Source organism: Gammaproteobacteria bacterium (genome assembly GCA_016712635.1).
GTDB lineage: Bacteria > Pseudomonadota > Gammaproteobacteria > SZUA-140 > SZUA-140 > JADJWH01.
The window spans coordinates 381,891-400,672 of the sequence record JADJQS010000006.1; the positions used below are offsets into that span (position 1 = coordinate 381,891).

Genomic DNA, 18,782 nt, shown 5'->3' on the forward strand with positions numbered 1-18,782 from the left:
TAACCAGGTCGCCGGGGATATGATCGAGGCGTTCCAGTGCCCGAGATTATGAATGGTTGCCGGATAACTGGTGTCGAGAAAATAAAAAATGGAAAGTCTGTTTTATTTATTCGCGCTGCTGTGTATTTACAGCTACTTTGTGTATCCCTTGATACTGAAATTGATACCCCGCAGGCGCACGCCGGCGTATCAGACCAGTAAGGAAGGCAGTCACCCCAGGTTGAGTCTCATCATTACCGCCCACAACGAAGAAGGGTGCATCCGCGAGAAGCTGGCCAACAGCCTGGGTATCGATTACCCGCGTGAACGATTGGAAATCATCGTGGCCTCGGACTTTTCCGCCGATGCCACCGACGCCATCGTAGAGTCGTATAGGGATCAGGGGATTCGCCTGGTACGGGCCGACGAGCGCAAGGGCAAGGAATATGCGCAACTGTGCGCGATTCGCGCATCGCAGGGAGACATCCTGGTGTTTTCCGACGTTGCGACGCGCATCCCACCGAAGCTTTGCGGCTGCTTTCAGCCCGGTTTGCGAATCCGCAGGTGGGGGCGGTATCCAGCGAAGATCGATTCGTCAGCAATGACGGCAGTCTGGTCGGCGAGGGCGCCTATGTCCAATATGAAATGTGGCTGCGGCGCCTGGAATCCGATCGGGCCGGTCTGGTGGGCCTGAGCGGTTCTTTTTTCGCCGCCCGCCGCGAGGTCTGCGATGAGTGGGATATCTATTCGCCCAGTGATTTCAATACGGCGCTCAACTGCGTCAGAAAAGGTCTGGTCGCGATCAGCTGTCCAGATGTGGTCGGCATCTACAAGGATGTCCAGGATCCCGCACTTGAGTACCGCAGGAAAATGCGCACGGTGATCCGCGGCATCACCGCCATAGTCCGACATCCGCGCGTGCTTAATCCTTTCGCCATGGGCCTGTTTGCCTTCCAGGTCTGGAGTCACAAGATCATGCGCTGGTGTGTGCCGTGGTTTATGCTTACTTTTGCGGTTTTGTCCCTGCTGCTCCAGGGCCAGGGCGCGATCTATACTTTGGCGCTTGTCGCCCAGCTGGGGTTTTACCTGCTGGCGCTGGCAGGGTGGCTGTCGGGCCAGATGCGGGAAAATACGCTGGTGAGGCTGGCATTATTCTTCGTTCAGACCAATCTGGCCCTCGCGCAGGCCACGCTGGCGTTTCTGTCTGGCACCCGCATGACCGTGTGGACGCCCTCCAGGCGCTAGATGTTTTACCAGCTGCCACCCGCAGGTAATCCGATCCGTCTGCACGGCACCGATCAGCCGGAATCTGTCCTGCATTCCGTTTTCTCGCCCTATCAAGCTCAGTTTTTTGCCTCCGGCACGGCAGCGCTGGCCGCGGCCATTGTGGCGGCTGTCCGCTTGAAACAGGCAGACGAGCCGGAGGTCATTCTGCCCGCCTATGGTTGCCCGGATCTGGTAAGTGCGGTTGTTTTTGCCGGAGCGAAGCCGGTGCTGGTTGACCTGGTGGCGGATCGGCCCTGGTTGGATTTGCAGCAGTTGCCGGCAAAGATCAATTCCCGCACGGTTGCCATTGTGGCAGCCAGTCTGTTCGGAATCCCTGAGCGTATGACCGAGTTGCGCCCGCTGGCTGAACGGGCCGGTGTGGTATTGATCGAAGACGGCGCACAGCTTTTTCCCGGTAGCCAGGAATCCAACCTCTGGAAGGGTGATCTGGTGGTGCTCAGCTTCGGCCGGGGAAAACCGGTCAGCCTACTGGGTGGTGGAGCGGTGCTGTTTCGCGAGGATATGCTGGCTCGACTTCTGCCCCAAAGAGAGCTGCAACACTCCGGTGGCATGTACCGGCAGGCCGCTGTGTGGCTGCAGACGGCGCTCTATAACCTGATGATTGCTCCGAGGCTGTATTGGATACCACAGGCCATCCCATTCCTGCATCTGGGCGAAACCCGGTTTCAGCCTCTGCCTGCCATCGATACCATGGATCCGGTGAGATTGCGCCTGCTACCAAGTAACATCGCGGCCTACCGGGATGGCGATATGGACGCGCAGAACGCCCTGGCGCGCATACTGACGGATCGGGACCCTGCGGATACAGGAGTGATCGACCTGCCGAGGGCGTGCCAGGTGCCGGGGAACCGCCGGCTATTGCGTTATCCGTTACTGGTTGAGGCGGAGCTAAGGGGCCGGCTCTACCAGGAACTGCGACGACAGGGGCTCGGCCCTTCGACAATGTATCCCGCCACTTTGCCGGGCATTACGGGGATGAAGGCGCTGCTGGCGGGGCAGGGACGGTTCCCGGCGGCAGAGGACTTCGCCGCCCGCATCCTGACCTTGCCCACCCATCGCCGGGTAAGCGCCGGCGATATCGAGCAGATTCGTCAAGTCTTTGCCTTGCGCTGACCTTGCCAAGAAAGTCCGCGCTAATGTGATAGGATTTTCAGGATTTAAACCCTGCTTTGGGAGTGCGAGAAAAATGAACCGCTATTTCAAGCGACTATTCGTCGGTTTGATGATCACCGGACTGGCTGGCTGTGTGACAACGCCACCCCACTTGCCGCCTCAGCCCGAAGGAGTTGCAACCCAGGGTCCCGGTACGCTGGACTCGCCGCCTCCTACTCAACCTGAAGGATTCGCAGCCCAGAATCCCGGTGTGCTGGTCGACGCTTACCTGATGGGTGTCGGAGACGTGGTCCAGATCAATGTCTGGAAAAATCCCGAGCTTTCCGTAAGCCAACCGATCCGGCCGGATGGAAAAATAGGCATGCCATTGATTGGCGATGTTATGGCGGCTGGCCGGAAGCCCGAGGAATTAGCCGCGGACATCAAGGAGAAACTGGCAACCTACATCAGGGAGCCGAATGTTACCGTTATGTTAACGAGCCTCCAGAGCCAGGAGTTCCTCTCCCGCATCCGGGTAACCGGGTCGGTAGTCAAGAATGTCTCGCTGACTTATCACCCGGGTATGACTGTGCTCGATGCGGTGCTGGAGGCGGGCGGTGTCGAACAGTACGCGGATAGCAACCGCACCAAGCTGCACAGGCGCGCCGCAAACGGAACCGAAACCTATGATATCCGGCTCAAAGACATTTTGGAGGGCGGCGATATGAGGACCAACATTCCGTTGATGCCAGGGGATATCATCACTGTGCCGGATCGCTCATTCTGACACCCCACACTAGGGGAGACCGTGTTCCGTAATGCATTAAGGCATTCACTTGCGGCAATGCTTTGCGGTATGTATTGCTATGCGCCCATCTCTTACGCGCTGGTAGTCGAACCCGGATTCGGCGCTGGCATGGAATACACCGATAATGCAGCGCTCACTCCGGACGATGAACATCAGGACTTGATAGGCATCGGCTACATTAGCGCAAAAGTCCAGGAAACTACTGGCTCTGTTATTGGCACCGCCTCAACGGCACTCACTTATAATCACTACACCCAGAATACCTTTGATGATGAATATAACTTCGATCTGAGTGCGAGTGGCACGTGGGAAATGTTAAGAGATCGGTTTATTTGGCAGCTGCAGGACTATTTTACTCAACGTCCGATCAATTCCCTCGGTCCAAACACTCCGGTTAACATCCAGGATACTAATACATTCTCCTTTGGGCCTAACATTCGTTTTGCCTTTCCGAATCAGCAAAAACTCAATGTGCGTGCCCTTTACCGGAACTTCTATTATGAGAATTCCGATACTGACAATCAGCAATATGCTTTGCAGGCCTTTTGGCTCAATCAAAAGTACCGGGCCCTGGACATAGGTCTGGACGGGGATGTAACGAGAGTCGTCTATGACCAGGAGCAGCGTTACCCGAGCTATACAATCAATAACCTTCATCTGGTCCTTTCAAGTCAACGCGTCCGCTCGAACTACATCACGCTTAACCTGGGGGCAACTTTTATTGACAGGGGGACAAGTTGACAACTATCAGTACTTTACAGGTTATCTGAGCTGGCTGGTTGATTTGACGAAGCGCTCGACTGTGCGGACACATATTGGATCTGACCTGAGGGATAGCAGTACCGGTTTATTGAATGCGTCGACCACTCCCGGGGATGGCAGTTTTTCCGATGAACAAATATCAGGAGATGTGCTTCATGACAGCACGATAAGAGTCACCTATGCAAGGCAGGGTTCGACGCTCAATTCCAATATATGGGGGGCGTTGAGTAAACTCGACTATATGGAGTCGCCACGAGACAGTGACAAAGCAATATTTGGCGTCGATCTGGATTATCCAATTTCCGCGATGCTCTCCGTCGGCGTCTACGGGAATTATAACTATGAGAAGGAAATCGAAATCAACCAGACGGACAAGCGCTACACGATTGGCGGCAAGCTTGGCTACCACCTGTCACGCAAACTGCAAAGTGTTCTGGATATTCGCTACCGGCAAAAGGACAGCACGCAGAGCGTGAATGAGTATACCGAAATGAGCGTGCTAATTAACCTGGTCTATGGGTTTGGCGAGATCCATCGTCTGAGCCGGGACGACAGTTTTTGACAATCTTTGACCTGGGGTTTCGGTAGGTGGATTTTCCTTTGCCTCCGGGATCCCCGAGCCCGCTACCTACGTCATGATACGAGTGGGTCTTGCGCTGATGGGCTGGATTCGGCGGCGCAGGAAGCTACAAGCTGAGTAACATGTATCTGCATTCATATAAATCCCGCCTCGGCGGAGTTTTTGTTTGTGTCGTGAATGTCACCTTTTAACCAGGGGTAGCCCCCGACCCAAACCGGACATTCAAGTGCATGTGTGTCGCCGCGATCAGGATTTGCTAGGAGACATCCGAGTCAACCATTGCACCTTACGCTGGGGACAACTATGGAGCCATAGTTTGCCCTCCATGGCCACATCGATACTTACTCATGAGTACGACGGCAAAGCACAGTCGCGCTCAATAGGCTGAGGTCGTACCGGTTGAATTATCCATTCGCATTGAATTTGATTGCCACGCACCTTGGAATGCTCAATCTTGTCAGCGAAAAGCCGCCTGGGGAGCCAGGTTGCTTCTACCATAGTCAGAGCGGAAACTTTGTCCCGGCCAGCGCATTGTCGACGCAGCTTACCAGGGCATGGCGTTCGCCTGTTAATGTATCCTTAAGCTAGTCGGGGGAACTGCCCGAATCTGCGCAGCGTCATACAGGCATGGAGTTCACATACCTGCCATGTGATTGCGAGACGCTGCGATGATACGCACGGTCCTTGGACTCGGGTGCGTCATCCTCGGCTGTATACCAGCGCTGGCGGACTGGGAAGCGGGAAATCCCGAGCTTACTGTAACCCCTCTGTCCGGCCCGGCGGTCGGCACGACCGATCCGCGCGGCAACAGCTTCCTGCTGCAGAAAGATCCCGCGGGGACTATCGTCGGAATCCTGATGCTCAATGCATTCCTGCCTGAGCCCGACCCGATTGGCGGCGCGACCCCGGTTTTATTCAGCATCGACGGCAAGGAGGCGCAGGCAATCAGGGAGGGCAAGTGGGAGCGGGCGGATTTGTACCGGAAGCTGGTCTTTAGCGTCAACGGTGCGCTGGAAGCCGGCCTAAGCGAGTCGTTCATTGATATCCTGGAAGGGGCGCGGATTACATTCAAGTATCCTGCGGGATCGATCGGCTATGAGTCAGTGAGCTTTTCGCTGAGAGATTCGGGCGGCGTGCTTGCGCGCACTCTGGGTATCGAGACGCCGATCGATCATGACAGGGAGAGGGGGTTGCGCGAGGCCCGATCACGCGTGATAGAGGAGCAAAGGGCGCTGCTGCTGACCCCGGTCGATCCCGCGGTGGAAGAGGCGCGCCGCGCCCTGATCGGTCGTCAACTGGAGCTGATCCGGGCGCGTGTGCTGGACCGCTGGATGCGCCCGGCACGTTGGTCAGGGCTGAGATGTACACTCCGGATCACGCTGATGTCTACCGGTAATGTGCTGCATGTGGCGGTAATCAAAGGCAGCGGCGATGCTGATTTCGACGCCTCCATGGCGGCAGCGGTACGAGACGCCTCACCGCTGCCATTGCCTGCAGACAAGGCCCTGTTCGGATCCTTTCAACTATTGGAAATGGTATTTGAGCCTGCTGACGAAGGGGGTGACCGCCTATTCTCGCAAACCTGACGGCGGTGTGTGGCATGCCGCCGCGATATGGTTTAATGACAAGATAGCTTACGTCGTCCCGCCAATATCGAGCGCGTCAAGGTATTACTGCCATGGAACCGGGATTAACTTCGCTCGATTCGATCAGATCCATATGCGCAGCGGACTTTGCGCCCCTGCTGGAGCCGTTCGACCGCCGCGCGCTCGACGATGACCCCGGCGTGGTGTTCGGACTGTGGTCCGATTTCCGTCTCGCCTATATCAACGCGGCATGGTTTCGCTTCGCGGCTGAGAACGGCGGAGAACCCGCGATCTCGACCCGCTGGCCGCTGGGCAGTTCCATCATGAGCGCCGTGCCGGCCGTCTTGCGCACGTATTACCACGATCTCTATGCCCGGTCGAATGCCCCGGATCCGCGGATCCCGGCGCCGCTTTCCCACGAATATGATTGCTCCAGCGCCGGGATGTATCGGCGCTACGTGATGCAGGTCTACGCGCTCGAACATGGCAAGGGGTTTCTGGTTGTGAACTCTTTGCTGATCGAGCGGGCGCATGATCCGCTCGCCGCAGTGCCGGCGCCGCGGGAGGAAGACTATCGGGACGAGAACGGATTGTTATGCCAGTGCAGCCATTGCCGCCGCTACCGCTGCGTGCAGGTGGCCGAGCGCTGGGACTGGATTCCGGCGTGGGTGAAGCGGCAACCGGCGAGGACCAGCCACGGCCTGTGCCGTATCTGTTTTGATTACTACTACCCCAAGCACGCTCCCCGCGTGCGATGAGGACAGGCCGTCGGGCGTGGTTGCGGCGGAGGCATGATAATTGCTGTCTTGTCGCAGTGCGCCGGTTTTCCGTCGCCGGTTGGCGGTCACTTCCGGTCGCGACACGCGGGCTAAGCCCTTATTTTTAAGCAGGGATTCAGTCAGCACCTCAGGCGAATTAATGCTTAAGTTGTACCCGGCGTGGTCGAAACAAGTGTGATCCGTCATGCCTGTGTCATGTGTGCCGGCTAATGTAGACCGTATCTAAACAATAACCAAGAACGAATGCGCGTCACGGGGTCACTATGGAATTGGAACTGATCAAGACGCGGGGACGCAGCCTCGGACTGAACGAGTACGTCCTGCACAGCTCCAAGCGGACTTTGATCCAGGCTATCCAGAAGGCCGAAGGCCGCAAGACCTGTTTCCTGAGCGAAGATCGCTTTCAGTGCCGCAATTGCGGTTGCGAGTGGCGTGTTGACTGCCAGAAACTGACCGCGGCCTGGCGGCGGTAACAGATACTCCTCAGCCTTGCAGCGCCGCGGTGATGCGCTGCAGTCCCTTCTTCAGATTGTCCAGACTGGTGGCGAAGGACAGCCGCATGTAGCCGGGCGCGCCGAACGCCGAGCCGGGCACCAGGGCCACCCCGGCCTCGTTGATCAGATACTCCCCCAGATCCACGTCGTCCTTCAGCTTGAGGCGGTCGATCACCTCCTGCATCAGCGGGAAGGCGTAGAACGCCCCGCGCGACGGCAGGCAGCGCACGCCGCGGATCGCGTTCAGCGCGGCGACCACATAGTCGTGGCGTTCACGGAAGGCGCGGTTCATGCCCGTGATGAAGGACTGGTCGCCGTTCAGCGCGGCTTCGGCGGCCACCTGCGAGATCGAGGTCGGGTTGGAAGTGCTCTGGGACTGGATGTTCTCCATCGCCTGGATCAGCTCGACGGGCCCTGCGGCATAACCGATGCGCCAGCCGGTCATGGAATAACTCTTGGAGACGCCGTTCAGCACGATGGCGTGGTCATACAGTTCGGGGCAGGCCATCAGGATGTTGCAGAAGGGCTCGCCGTCGTCCAGGCTGATGTGTTCATAGATGTCATCGCTCGCCACTATCACGTGCGGGTGACGGCGCAACACGGCGCCGAGCGCGACGAGTTCCGCGCGCGAATATGTCGCGCCGGTCGGATTCGACGGGCTGTTGATGACCACCAGGCGGGTGCGTCTGGTGATGGCGCGCTCGAGCTGTTCCGGCGTGATCTTGAATCCCTGGTCGATGCCGCTCTCGATGAAGACGGGGACGCCGTCGGCGAGCAGCACCATGTCCGGATAGGAGACCCAGTAGGGGGCCGGGATGATGACCTCATCGCCGGTGTTGAGCAGGGCCTGGGTCAGGTTGAAGAAGCTCTGCTTGCCGCCGACCGAGACCAGCACCTGGCCCGGCTTGTATTTGAGTCCGTTGTCGCGCAGGAACTTGTCGGCGACGGCCTTGCGCAGCGTGGAGATGCCGGCCACCGGCGTGTACTTGGTGAAGCCCGCGCGGATCGCCTCGATCGCTGCCTGCTTGATGTGCTCGGGTGTGTCGAAGTCGGGTTCGCCGGCGCCGAAACCGATGATGTCCTTGCCTTCCGCGCGCAGTTGCGCCGCGCGTGCCGTCACTGCCAGGGTCGGCGAGGGCTTGATGCGCTGTACCCGTTGCGAGAGTTCCACGTGTGTCCAGGTCTCCGGAATAATTAGAGGTGCTAAGTGTAATATACTTGGCGAGATCCCCGCAAAGCGCCACCATGGACAGACAATTCCGACTTCAGGCAGGTTTTTCCCCGGCGGGCGACCAGCCGCGCGCCATTCAGGAACTGGTGCAGGGACTCAACAGCGGGCTGGCGCGACAGACGCTGCTCGGGGTCACGGGCTCGGGCAAGACCTATACCATCGCCAACGTGATCGAGCGGGTGCAGCGACCCACCCTGGTGATGGCCCCGAACAAGACGCTGGCCGCGCAGCTCTACAGCGAGATGCGCGAATTCTTCCCCGGACAACGCCGTCGAGTATTTCGTGTCCTATTACGATTACTACCAGCCCGAGGCCTACGTCCCGACGACGGACACCTACATAGAGAAGGATTCCTCGATCAACGAGCAGATCGAGCAGATGCGCCTGTCCGCCACCAAGGCCCTGTTTGAGCGGCACGACACGGTGATCGTCGCCTCGGTGTCCTGCATCTACGGCCTGGGCGACCCGGAATCCTATCTGAAGATGGTGCTGCACCTGGTGCGCGGCGAGCCGGCCGATCAGCGCCGCATCCTGCGTCACCTGGCGGATCTGCAGTACACGCGCAACGATGTCGAGCTGCTGCGCGGCACCTACCGGGTGCGCGGGGACGTGATCGACATCTTCCCCGCTGAATCCGAGCGCGAGGCGGTGCGCGTGGAGCTGTTCGACGACGGGATCGAATCGCTCAGCTACTTCGACCCGCTCACCGGCGAGATACTGCGCCGCGTCCCGCGCCTGACCGTGTATCCGAAGACGCACTATGTAACGCCGCGCGAGATCCTGATGAAGGCGATCGACCAGATCCGGGAGGATCTGCGCGTGCGCCTGGCCGAACTGTACGCGGCCAGCAGGCTGGTCGAGGCGCAGCGGCTGGAGCAGCGCACACGCTTCGATCTCGAGATGATCCAGGAGATCGGTTATTGCTCGGGGATCGAGAACTATTCGCGCTATCTGTCCGGCCGCGAGGCGGGCGAGCCGCCGCCGACGCTGTTCGACTATCTGCCCGCGGACGCGCTGCTGGTCATCGACGAGAGCCATGTCACCATTCCCCAGCTCGGCGGGATGTACCGCGGCGACCGCGCGCGCAAGATGAACCTGGTCGAATACGGTTTCCGCCTGCCCTCGGCGCTCGACAACCGGCCGCTGTGCTTCGAGGAGTTCGAGAGCCTCGCGCCGCAGATGATCTTCGTCTCGGCGACCCCGGGCCAGTACGAGAACACCCACGCCGATGCCGTGGTCGAACAGGTGGTGCGCCCGACCGGGCTGGTCGACCCGCAGGTGGAGGTGCGCCCGGTGCTGACCCAGGTCGACGACCTGCTGTCGGAGATCCATCTGCGTGTCGAGCGCAACGAGCGCGTGCTGGTGACTACGCTGACCAAGCGCATGGCGGAGAACCTGACCGAATACCTGGCCGAGCACGAGGTGCGCGTGCGCTACCTGCATTCCGACGTCGACACCGTCGAGCGCGTGGAGATCATCCGCGACCTCCGGCTGGGCACCTTCGATGTGCTGGTCGGCATCAACCTGCTGCGCGAGGGGCTCGACCTCCCGGAGGTATCGCTGGTCGCGATCCTCGATGCGGACAAGGAGGGTTTCCTGCGTTCCGACCGCTCGCTCATCCAGACCATCGGGCGCGCCGCGCGCAACATCAACGGCCGCGTCATCATGTACGCCGACAAAATCACCGGCTCGATGCGGCGCGCGCTCGATGAGACGGACCGCCGGCGCCAGAAGCAGGTAGAGTACAACGCCGCCCACGGCATCACGCCGCAGGGCATCCGGAAGGCGGTGGTGAACATCATCGAGGGCGAGGCGCCGGGCGGGGCGTCCGGTGCGCGCGAGTACGCCCGGGTGGCCGAACAGGTGGTCGAATACGGGCGCATGCCGGTGGAACAGCTGCACAAGAAGATCGCCCAGCTGGAGAAGCAGATGCACCGCCACGCGCGTGACCTGGAGTTCGAGGCGGCCGCCAGGATCCGCGACCAGATCCGCGCCATCCAGGCGGCGAATCTGGGCCTGGCCGAGTGACCCGGTGCGGCCGCGGCAGCTTCCCCTGTTGCGGCCATGGGGGCGATCGAGTATCTTAGGCGCTTTAGGCGCGTAGCTCAGTTGGTTAGAGCACCACCTTGACATGGTGGGGGTCGTTGGTTCAAATCCAATCGCGCCTACCAGACAGTTACAGGCACTGTGGCTACAGTGCTTTTTTTATTCCCCGCCGGGCACATTGCTCCGGTGGGGAAGTGTTTCTTCACCACGATGCCGACAGTCACACTCCCAGACAAGAGCCAGCGCAGCTACGACCACCCGGTCAGCGTAGCCGAGGTGGCTGCGTCCATCGGTCCCGGCCTGGCCAAGGCGGCGCTCGCCGGCCGCGTGAACGGGCGCCTGGTCGACACCTCGTTTGTGATCGAGGATGCCGTCGATCTGGCCGTCGTGACGGAACGCGATCCGGCCGGGCTGGACATCATCCGCCATTCCTGCGCCCATCTCCTGGCGCAGGCGGTCAAGAGCCTGTTCCCGCAGGCCCAAGTGACCATCGGCCCGGTGATCGAGGACGGCTTTTATTACGATTTCGCCTTCGAGCGCAGCTTCACCCCGGAGGACCTGGCGGCGATCGAGCGGAAGATGGCGGAGATCGCGGAACAGGATCAGCCGGTGACGCGCACGGTGATGAAGCGGGAAGAGGCCATCGGGTTCTTCCGCGAGCTGGGTGAGGAGTACAAGGCGCGCATCATCGAGGACATCCCGGCGGGCGAGCAGATCTCCCTGTACCGGCAGGCGGACTTCATCGATCTCTGCCGCGGCCCCCACGTACCGAGCACCGGGCGCATCAAGGCCTTCAAGCTGACCAAGGTCGCGGGCGCCTACTGGCGCGGCGATTCCCGCAACGAGATGCTGCAGCGCATCTACGGCACGGCATGGGCGAACAAGAAGGATCTGGCGGACTATCTCCACCGGCTGGAGGAGGCCGAGAAGCGCGATCACCGCAAGATCGGCAAGCAGCTCGGGCTGTTCCACCAGCAGGAAGAGGCCCCCGGCATGGTGTTCTGGCACGACCACGGCTGGACCGTCTACCGCACGGTCGAGGAGTACATCCGCGGCCTGCTGCGCGAGCACGGCTACCAGGAGGTGCGCACGCCGCAGGTGGTCGACCGCTCGCTGTGGGAGAAGTCCGGGCACTGGGACAAGTTCGCCAGCGGCATGTTCACCACCCACGTGGAGAACCGCGATTACGCGATCAAGCCGATGAACTGCCCCTGCCACGTGCAGATCTTCAACCAGGGCCTGAAGAGCTACCGCGACCTTCCGCTGCGGCTGGCGGAGTTCGGTTCCTGCCACCGCAACGAGCCCTCGGGCACGCTGCACGGGCTGATGCGCCTGCGCAATTTCGTGCAGGACGACGCCCACATCTTCTGCACCGAGGACCAGATCCAGGACGAGGTCTCGGCCTTCATGGACATGCTGTTCAGCGCCTATGCCGACTTCGGGTTTGAGCACATCATCGTCAAGCTCTCGACGCGGCCGCCGAGCCGGGTCGGGGACGATGCCGTCTGGGATAAGGCGGAACACGCCCTGGAGCAGGCGCTGAACACCCGCGGCCTGGACTGGGACCTGCAGCCCGGGGAGGGGGCCTTTTACGGACCCAAGATCGAATTCTCGCTCAAGGACTGCATCGGGCGGGTCTGGCAGTGCGGGACCATCCAGGTCGATTTCTCCATGCCGGGGCGCCTGGGCGCCTATTACATCGCCGAGGACGGCAGCAAGCAGGTCCCGGTGATGCTGCACCGGGCGATCCTGGGGTCACTGGAGCGTTTTATCGCCATCCTGATCGAGGAACACGCCGGTTCCTTGCCGCTGTGGCTGGCCCCGGTGCAGGCGGTGGTGCTGAATATCACCGACCGGCAGGCGGATTATGTCGCCAAAGTGTCCGCAATCATGAGAAAAGCGGGCATCCGGGTCGCAATAGACTTGAGAAATGAAAAAATTGGCTTTAAAATCCGCGAGCATACGCTGCAACGCGTACCTTATCTGCTGGTCGTAGGGGACCGGGAGATGGAGGATGAGACCGTGGCCGTGCGCGCGCGGGATGGCACGGATCTGGGCAGCCTGTCTGTACAGGCATGCGCGGATCGTCTGGCATCCGAGATTGCGTGCCGCGGCCGCGTTGTTTTTCAGGAATAGTGCGGAGGAACGGGTTATAGCTGCTGAGAAAGAATTACGCTTGAACGATGCGATAACCTCACCCAAGGTGCGCCTCATCGGCGCTGATGGTGAGCAGGTCGGGGTAGTGCCGCTGGCGGAGGCGAACAAGATCGCGGAAGAAGCCGAGCTCGATCTGGTCGAGGTGTCGCCGAACGCGGATCCGCCTGTCTGCCGCGTAATGGACTACGGCAAGTACCTGTTTGAGGAAAGCAAGAAGCGGCACGCGGCCCGGAAAAAGCAGAAGCAGATCCAGGTCAAGGAGGTCAAGTTCCGTCCGGGTACGGAGGAAGGCGACTATCAGGTCAAGCTGCGCAACCTGATCCGTTTTCTCGAGAGCGGAGACAAGGCGAAGATCACGCTTCGGTTCCGCGGGCGCGAGATGATGCATCAGAGCCTCGGGATGAAGTTGCTCGATCGCATCAAGAAGGATCTGGAGGAGTATGCAACGGTGGAGCAGTTTCCCAAACTCGAAGGGCGGCAGATGATCATGGTGCTGGCGCCGGGAAGCAGCATCAAGAAGAAACAGCAGGTCGGCTGAGTCAAGCGGTCCGGCCTGGTTTGATGAGTTGACAATATTAAGGATCGAACATGCCCAAGCTAAAGTCACATAGCGGCGCCGCCAAGCGTTTTGCGCGCACCGCGTCCGGACGCTTCAAGCACAAGCAGAGCCATCGCCGGCATATCCTGACCAAGAAGAGCACCCAGCGCAAACGTCATTTGCGCGCTCCCGCCCTGGTCGCCGTGTCCGATACGCCCGAGCTGAAGCGCATGCTGCCGTACAGTTGAAGGAAAGGAACACACCATGCCAAGAGTAAAACGAGGGGTAACCGCCCGCGCCAACCACAAGAAGGTGCTGGCGAAGGCCAAGGGATTCCGCGGACGCCGCAAGAACGTTTTCCGCGCTGCGAACCAGGCCGTAGTGAAGGCCGGGCAGTACGCCTACCGCGACCGCCGCGTGCGCAAGCGCGAATTCCGCGGTCTGTGGATCATCCGCATCAATGCGGCGGCGCGTGAATTCGGGCTGTCTTACAGCCGGATGATCGACGGCCTGAAGAAGGCGGCCATCGAGATCGACCGCAAGGTCCTGGCCGACCTGGCCGTGTTCGACAAGGCCGCCTTCGGCGCGCTGGCGGAGAAGGCCAAGGCGGGACTTTCCGCCTGACGAAACCTCCACGGCCGCGCGGTCGATGCGTCGGCATGCAGAAAAGGAAAGGTAGCGCCTTTCCTTTTTTGTTTTGGAGGGAGGGCGCCGGGCGGATGGGCGGGACGGCATGGTGATTTTGTATTTTACTCGCCATCCATTACTCATTACCCTTGTCCCGTTCGGAGGACGCCGGTGTACGGGGGCGATTCCCGTATTGATCCGGTTGCGCGGGGAAATTGGCAAGGAATGACAGTGTGCACGAGCTGGATACGATAGTCGCGCAGGCGCGCGAGCTGATCGCCGGGGCGGCCGACCTGAAGGCGCTGGACCAGGCGCGCGTGCAGTATCTCGGGAAAAACGGCCGCATCACGGAGTTCCTCAAACAGCTTAAGACGCTGTCCGACGCGGAGCGGCCCGCGGCGGGGCTTGTCGTCAACCAGGCGAAGCAGGAACTGCAGCAGGCCATCGAGGCGCGCGCGCGCGAACTCGACAGCGCCGCGCTGCACGAGCGCTTGAGCCGCGAATCCCTCGACGTCACGCTGCCCGGCCGCGGGCAGGCGGCGGGCGGCCTGCATCCCGTGGCGATGACCATGGACCGCATCGAAGGGCTGTTCGCCCAGGCCGGTTACGAGGTCGCCCGCGGACCGGAGATCGAAGACGACTTCCACAACTTCGAGGCGCTCAACATTCCCGCCGACCATCCCGCGCGCGCAATGCATGACACCTTTTACTTCGACGCGCATACGCTGTTGCGGACGCACACCTCGCCGGTCCAGATCCGCGTGATGCGCGAACGCACCCCGCCGCTGCGCGTCATCGCGCCCGGACGCGTCTACCGCTGCGATTCCGACGTGACGCACACGCCGATGTTCCACCAGGTGGAAGGCTTCATGGTCGATGAGGACGTGAGTTTCGCCGACCTCAAGGGCGCGCTGACCGATTTCCTGCGCGCGTTCTTCGAGCGCGACGCGGCGGTTCGGTTCCGGCCGTCGTATTTCCCTTTCACGGAGCCGTCTGCGGAAGTGGATATCGCCTGCGTGATCTGCGGCGGCAAGGGCTGCCGGGTGTGCAAGCAGACCGGCTGGCTGGAGGTGATGGGCTGCGGCATGATCCATCCGCAGGTGTTCGCCAACGTCGGCGTCGACAGCGAACGCTATACGGGATTTGCCTTCGGCCTGGGGGTCGAGCGCATGGCCATGCTGAGATACGGGGTGAACGACCTGCGCCTGTTCTTCGAAAACGATCTGCGATTCCTGCGACAGTTCAACTGACCATGAAATTCAGCGAACACTGGTTGCGCGAGTGGGTCGATCCGCCGCTTGATACCAAGGCCCTGGTGGCGCAGTTGACCATGTCCGGGCTCGAGGTGGAAGCCGTCGAACCCGTCGCGCCGGCATTCAGCGGCGTCGTCGTCGGCCTGGTCCAGACCGTCGAACCGCACCCGCAGGCCGACCGGCTGCGCGTCTGCCGTGTCGATGTCGGTTCGGGCGAGGCCCTGACCATCGTGTGCGGCGCCGCCAACGTCGCCGCGGGCATGCACGTACCGACGGCGCTGGTCGGTGCCCGGCTGCCGGGAGGTCTGGCGATCACGCGCGCGAAGCTGCGCGGCGTGGAATCGCACGGGATGCTCTGTTCGGCCAGGGAGCTCGGGCTGGCCGAAAACGCCGAAGGACTTCTGCCCTTGCCGCCGGACGCCGCCCCCGGCACGGACGTGCGCACGCTGCTTGCGCTGGACGACGTGTCGCTCGAGCTGTCGCTGACGCCCAATCGCAGCGACTGCCTCGGGGTGGCCGGCGTGGCGCGCGAGATCGCCGCGCTGAACCGCATCGATATGGCGGCGGTGCGCTATCCCGCGGTGCCGCCTGCGGTCGACGACGCGCTGGCGATCGAGGTATCGGATTCCAGGGCCTGTCCGCGTTACCTGGGGCGGGTGATCCGCGGTATCGATCCAGCGGCCGAGACACCCCTGTGGCTGAGAGAACGCCTGCGCCGCAGCGGATTGCGCAGCCTGGGTCCCGTGGTGGACGTCACGAATTTTCTGCTGCTGGAGCTGGGTCAGCCGATGCACGCCTTCGATCTTGCCCGCGTTGACGGCGGCATATGCGTGCGCCGTGCCGGGGAGGGGGAAACCTTTACCGCGCTCGACGGCCAGACCTTTACGCTGAACAGCGACATGCTGGTGATCGCAGACCGGCGGCGCGTGCTGGCCCTGGCGGGGATCATCGGCGGCGCGGACAGTGCGGTGGGCGCGGAGACGAATGCGATCCTGCTGGAGTGCGCCTTCTTCTCCCCGGGTGCGATCGCCGGCAAGGCGCGCCGCCTCGGCCTGCACACCGATTCCTCGCACCGCTTCGAGCGCGGCGTCGACCCGGAGCTGCAGGCGCGTGCAATGGAGCGCGCCACGCGGCTGATCCTCGATATCGCCGGTGGCGTGGCCGGACCGGTGGTGGAGGCGGTCAATCCGGACTCCTTGCCGGGTCGGCCGCCGATCCGCCTGCGCGCGGACCGGCTCAAGCGACTGCTCGGCTATCCTCTCGCCGGTACAGAGGTCGAGCAGATCCTCACGCGGCTCGGCATGCGCGTGCGTGCCGACGGGAATGCAGCCTGGGAGGTCCTGCCGCCCTCGTTTCGGTTTGATATCGCCATCGAGGCCGATCTTATCGAGGAGCTCGCGCGCGTGCACGGTTATGACAAGCTGCCGGCGAGCCGCCCGAGTACGCGGCTGGAGATCGGAGCACGCGATGCGCACGTGGAGCGTGTCCGCCGCGCGCGCCACCTGCTTGCCGATATCGGGTATCAGGAAGCCATCACCTACAGCTTCGTCGATGCTGAAACACAGCGTCTGCTCGACCCGGTGAATGCAGCCTTGCCGCTGGCCAATCCGCTCGCCGCGGACATTGCCGTCATGCGCACCAGCCTCTGGCCCGGCCTGGTCCGGGCGTGCCTCTACAATCTGAAGCGCCAGCAATCGCGTGTGCGCCTGTTCGAGTATGGACGCAGATTCATCGGTACGCTGCAGCGGGGCGGGAAGCCCGGCGCATCCCTGGGCGCGATCAAGGAAGAAGGCGTATTTTCCGGCATCGCCACCGGCGCCGCCTATCCGGAGCAGTGGGGCGTGCCGGCGCGGGAGCTTGATTTTTACGACGTCAAGGCAGACGTCGTGGCGCTGTTGAACGATCTCTGCAGGGGGCGCGGTCATACCTTCGAGGCCGCGGTGCATCCCGCCCTGCACCCGGGGCAATCGGCGCGCATCCTTGATTCACATGGCGGGGAAATCGGCTGGCTGGGCGCCCTCCATCCGCAGGCGGCCGCCAGCCTGGGCGTCGAGCAGACGGTCTTTGTATTCGAGCTGAATCTGGATCGCATTGAATCGCCGGCGGTTCCCGAATTCACCGAGCTGTCGAAGTTTCCTGCGGTCCGGCGCGATCTCGCCGTCATCGTCGACGAGGGGGTGGCCGCCGCCGCGCTTGAGGCCTGCGTCCGGGAGGCGGCCGGCACGCTGTTGCAAGGTTTGCACCTGTTTGATATCTATCGTGGCAAAGGTGTTGATTCCGGGAAGAAAAGTGTTGCGCTGGGCTTGACCTTGCAGGATTTTTCGCGCACTCTTACCGATGTCGAAGTTGACGCCTTGATTGAAGGCGTGCTCAAGCAACTGCATCTCAAATTTCAGGCAACATTGAGAGAGTGATTATGGCGCTGACAAAGGCTGATATGGCGGAGCGGCTGTTCGAGGAATTCGGACTCAACAAGCGGGAAGCCAAGGATCTGGTGGAGATGTTCTTCGAAGAGGTGCGTGCCGCACTGGAAGAGGGGCAGCAGGTCAAACTGTCCGGATTCGGCAACTTCAATCTGCGCAAGAAGAACGAACGTCCGGGACGCAACCCGAAGACGGGGGAGGAAATACCGATCACCGCGCGTCGCGTCGTATCGTTTCATCCCGGGCAAAAACTAAAAGCAAGAGTCGAAGCCCATGCTGGAACCCAGCGGCAATAACGAACTGCCTCCGATACCCGGCAAACGGTATTTCACCATCGGCGAGGTCAGTGATCTGTGCGGTGTGAAGCCGCACGTGCTGCGCTATTGGGAGCAGGAATTTCCCCAGCTGGCGCCGGTCAAGCGTGCGGGCAACCGCCGTTATTATCAGCGTCAGGACGTCATGGTCGTGCGCCAGATCCGTGAACTTCTCTACCAGCAGGGATTCACGATCGGCGGCGCGCGCCAGCAGCTGTCCGGCAAGGAGACCAGGACGGATACCAGCCGCAGCCGGCAGGTGGTGCGTCAGATCCGGCAGGAACTAGAGGATCTCCTGAAAGTGATGAAGGCCTGATCCATACTGCACGCGGAGCAGGCGCATTCATTGCACAGTTTTTCACCCTTGATACTCACTCTTTAAATTCATTCGGGGCGTAGCGCAGCCTGGTAGCGCACTACCTTGGGGTGGTAGTGGTCGGAGGTTCAAATCCTCTCGCCCCGACCAATTCAGCATCGTTGACACACCTCCGCCTGCGGGGCGATCGGATTCCCGGCCCTGCGGGCGTTCGCCGCGCTGCGTTCGTCCACGGGGACGAACGGTAGCGGTTACTGTCTCTCCTCGACCAATCCAGATTACTGTTCGATGCAATCGGCTGCCATGCGGTCTACCGATCCGGCTGGAGCTTGCAGGGATGGGGGCATTAATACCGATCCCGCCCCAAGGGACGGGATCGATTTCAGTGCCTGGTGCAATTACCCGCCACGGATCCGCAGCGGTGGTCGTACGATCGTTATAGTTCGGCTTCCGCTAGAGGGAACCGGTGATGACAAAGGACAGGATGAGGATACCGCCGGTAGCGGCAAA

Annotated in this window: 17 protein-coding genes, 2 tRNA genes and 2 pseudogenes; 20 read left to right on the forward strand and 1 reads right to left on the reverse strand. The window is 61.3% G+C overall.

Going from position 1 to position 18,782, the window contains the following annotated elements:
* The first annotated feature begins 88 nt into the window (after window positions 1–88).
* The 9 genes and pseudogenes from IPK65_08665 to IPK65_08705 all read left to right on the forward strand — a co-directional run bounded on the left by IPK65_08665 (window position 89) and on the right by IPK65_08705 (window position 7,346).
* Window positions 89–1,224 (forward strand): annotated as a pseudogene (locus IPK65_08665) (glycosyltransferase family 2 protein).
* On the forward strand, window positions 1,225–2,379 hold the full coding sequence (locus IPK65_08670) for a DegT/DnrJ/EryC1/StrS family aminotransferase (protein ID MBK8163203.1): 1,155 nt from the start codon (window positions 1,225–1,227) through the stop codon (window positions 2,377–2,379).
* Window positions 2,380–2,488: 109 nt separating this feature from the next.
* A complete protein-coding gene (locus IPK65_08675; GenBank protein ID MBK8163204.1) occupies window positions 2,489–3,145 on the forward strand; it encodes a polysaccharide biosynthesis/export family protein in 657 nt (218 codons plus the stop codon).
* A 21-nt stretch (window positions 3,146–3,166) separates the two neighbouring features.
* Window positions 3,167–3,907: a hypothetical protein gene (locus IPK65_08680; GenBank protein MBK8163205.1), complete on the forward strand. Its 741-nt coding sequence runs from the start codon at window positions 3,167–3,169 to the stop codon at window positions 3,905–3,907.
* Between the two features lie 109 nt (window positions 3,908–4,016).
* Window positions 4,017–4,490, forward strand: a complete 474-nt coding sequence (locus IPK65_08685) for an outer membrane beta-barrel protein (GenBank protein MBK8163206.1) — start codon at window positions 4,017–4,019, stop codon at window positions 4,488–4,490.
* 73 nt (window positions 4,491–4,563) lie between these two features.
* Window positions 4,564–4,629, forward strand: coding sequence for a hypothetical protein (locus tag IPK65_08690; protein MBK8163207.1), 66 nt, complete (start codon window positions 4,564–4,566; stop codon window positions 4,627–4,629).
* Between the two features lie 547 nt (window positions 4,630–5,176).
* Window positions 5,177–6,094 carry a cell envelope integrity protein TolA gene (locus tag IPK65_08695; protein MBK8163208.1) on the forward strand — a complete coding sequence of 306 codons (918 nt, stop codon included), beginning with the start codon at window positions 5,177–5,179 and terminating at the stop codon, window positions 6,092–6,094.
* Between the two features lie 92 nt (window positions 6,095–6,186).
* Complete coding sequence (locus tag IPK65_08700; GenBank protein ID MBK8163209.1) at window positions 6,187–6,852, forward strand: hypothetical protein; 666 nt, start codon at window positions 6,187–6,189, stop codon at window positions 6,850–6,852.
* 284 nt (window positions 6,853–7,136) lie between these two features.
* Window positions 7,137–7,346 carry a hypothetical protein gene (locus IPK65_08705; protein ID MBK8163210.1) on the forward strand — a complete coding sequence of 70 codons (210 nt, stop codon included), beginning with the start codon at window positions 7,137–7,139 and terminating at the stop codon, window positions 7,344–7,346.
* Window positions 7,347–7,356: 10 nt separating this feature from the next.
* Here IPK65_08705 and IPK65_08710 read toward each other — a convergent pair whose 3' ends face one another.
* On the reverse strand, window positions 7,357–8,538 hold the full coding sequence (locus IPK65_08710; GenBank protein MBK8163211.1) for a pyridoxal phosphate-dependent aminotransferase: 1,182 nt from the start codon (window positions 8,536–8,538) through the stop codon (window positions 7,357–7,359).
* A gap of 74 nt (window positions 8,539–8,612) precedes the next feature.
* Here IPK65_08710 and uvrB point away from each other — a divergent pair.
* The 11 genes and pseudogenes from uvrB to IPK65_08765 all read left to right on the forward strand — a co-directional run bounded on the left by uvrB (window position 8,613) and on the right by IPK65_08765 (window position 18,422).
* Window positions 8,613–10,626, forward strand: a pseudogene (gene uvrB, locus IPK65_08715) (excinuclease ABC subunit UvrB).
* Window positions 10,627–10,692: 66 nt separating this feature from the next.
* Window positions 10,693–10,769: transfer RNA gene (locus IPK65_08720), tRNA-Val, on the forward strand.
* Between the two features lie 85 nt (window positions 10,770–10,854).
* The gene (gene thrS / locus IPK65_08725; GenBank protein MBK8163212.1) at window positions 10,855–12,780 is read left to right on the forward strand and encodes a threonine--tRNA ligase; all 1,926 of its coding nucleotides are present in this window, start codon (window positions 10,855–10,857) and stop codon (window positions 12,778–12,780) included.
* Entirely contained in the window at window positions 12,686–13,339 is a 654-nt protein-coding gene (gene infC / locus IPK65_08730) for a translation initiation factor IF-3 (GenBank protein ID MBK8163213.1), read from the forward strand. Before thrS ends, infC begins: the two co-directional genes overlap by 95 nt.
* Before the next feature lie 50 nt (window positions 13,340–13,389).
* On the forward strand, window positions 13,390–13,587 hold the full coding sequence (gene rpmI / locus IPK65_08735) for a 50S ribosomal protein L35 (protein MBK8163214.1): 198 nt from the start codon (window positions 13,390–13,392) through the stop codon (window positions 13,585–13,587).
* A 16-nt stretch (window positions 13,588–13,603) separates the two neighbouring features.
* Complete coding sequence (rplT, locus tag IPK65_08740; protein ID MBK8163215.1) at window positions 13,604–13,963, forward strand: 50S ribosomal protein L20; 360 nt, start codon at window positions 13,604–13,606, stop codon at window positions 13,961–13,963.
* A gap of 236 nt (window positions 13,964–14,199) precedes the next feature.
* Window positions 14,200–15,216, forward strand: a complete 1,017-nt coding sequence (gene pheS, locus IPK65_08745) for a phenylalanine--tRNA ligase subunit alpha (protein MBK8163216.1) — start codon at window positions 14,200–14,202, stop codon at window positions 15,214–15,216.
* Window positions 15,217–15,218: 2 nt separating this feature from the next.
* Window positions 15,219–17,633, forward strand: a complete 2,415-nt coding sequence (pheT, locus tag IPK65_08750; protein MBK8163217.1) for a phenylalanine--tRNA ligase subunit beta — start codon at window positions 15,219–15,221, stop codon at window positions 17,631–17,633.
* A gap of 2 nt (window positions 17,634–17,635) precedes the next feature.
* A complete protein-coding gene (locus IPK65_08755) occupies window positions 17,636–17,938 on the forward strand; it encodes an integration host factor subunit alpha (GenBank protein ID MBK8163218.1) in 303 nt (100 codons plus the stop codon).
* Window positions 17,916–18,272, forward strand: coding sequence for a MerR family transcriptional regulator (locus tag IPK65_08760; GenBank protein ID MBK8163219.1), 357 nt, complete (start codon window positions 17,916–17,918; stop codon window positions 18,270–18,272). Before IPK65_08755 ends, IPK65_08760 begins: the two co-directional genes overlap by 23 nt.
* A gap of 73 nt (window positions 18,273–18,345) precedes the next feature.
* A tRNA-Pro gene (locus tag IPK65_08765) sits at window positions 18,346–18,422 on the forward strand.
* The last annotated feature ends 360 nt before the right edge of the window (window positions 18,423–18,782 follow it).

What these genes read in the sequence shown, in the direction of transcription:
- IPK65_08760 (MBK8163219.1), top strand. Translation starts at nt 17,916, where the DNA reads ATGCTGGAACCCAGCGGCAATAACGAACTGCCTCCGATACCCGGCAAA.
- infC (MBK8163213.1), top strand. Translation starts at nt 12,686, where the DNA reads ATGGCACGGATCTGGGCAGCCTGTCTGTACAGGCATGCGCGGATCGTC.
- IPK65_08695 (MBK8163208.1), top strand. Translation starts at nt 5,177, where the DNA reads ATGATACGCACGGTCCTTGGACTCGGGTGCGTCATCCTCGGCTGTATA.
- thrS (MBK8163212.1), top strand. Translation starts at nt 10,855, where the DNA reads ATGCCGACAGTCACACTCCCAGACAAGAGCCAGCGCAGCTACGACCAC.
- IPK65_08670 (MBK8163203.1), top strand. Translation starts at nt 1,225, where the DNA reads ATGTTTTACCAGCTGCCACCCGCAGGTAATCCGATCCGTCTGCACGGC.
- IPK65_08700 (MBK8163209.1), top strand. Translation starts at nt 6,187, where the DNA reads ATGGAACCGGGATTAACTTCGCTCGATTCGATCAGATCCATATGCGCA.
- IPK65_08675 (MBK8163204.1), top strand. Translation starts at nt 2,489, where the DNA reads ATGATCACCGGACTGGCTGGCTGTGTGACAACGCCACCCCACTTGCCG.
- pheT (MBK8163217.1), top strand. Translation starts at nt 15,219, where the DNA reads ATGAAATTCAGCGAACACTGGTTGCGCGAGTGGGTCGATCCGCCGCTT.
- rplT (MBK8163215.1), top strand. Translation starts at nt 13,604, where the DNA reads ATGCCAAGAGTAAAACGAGGGGTAACCGCCCGCGCCAACCACAAGAAG.
- rpmI (MBK8163214.1), top strand. Translation starts at nt 13,390, where the DNA reads ATGCCCAAGCTAAAGTCACATAGCGGCGCCGCCAAGCGTTTTGCGCGC.
- IPK65_08755 (MBK8163218.1), top strand. Translation starts at nt 17,636, where the DNA reads ATGGCGCTGACAAAGGCTGATATGGCGGAGCGGCTGTTCGAGGAATTC.
- IPK65_08705 (MBK8163210.1), top strand. Translation starts at nt 7,137, where the DNA reads ATGGAATTGGAACTGATCAAGACGCGGGGACGCAGCCTCGGACTGAAC.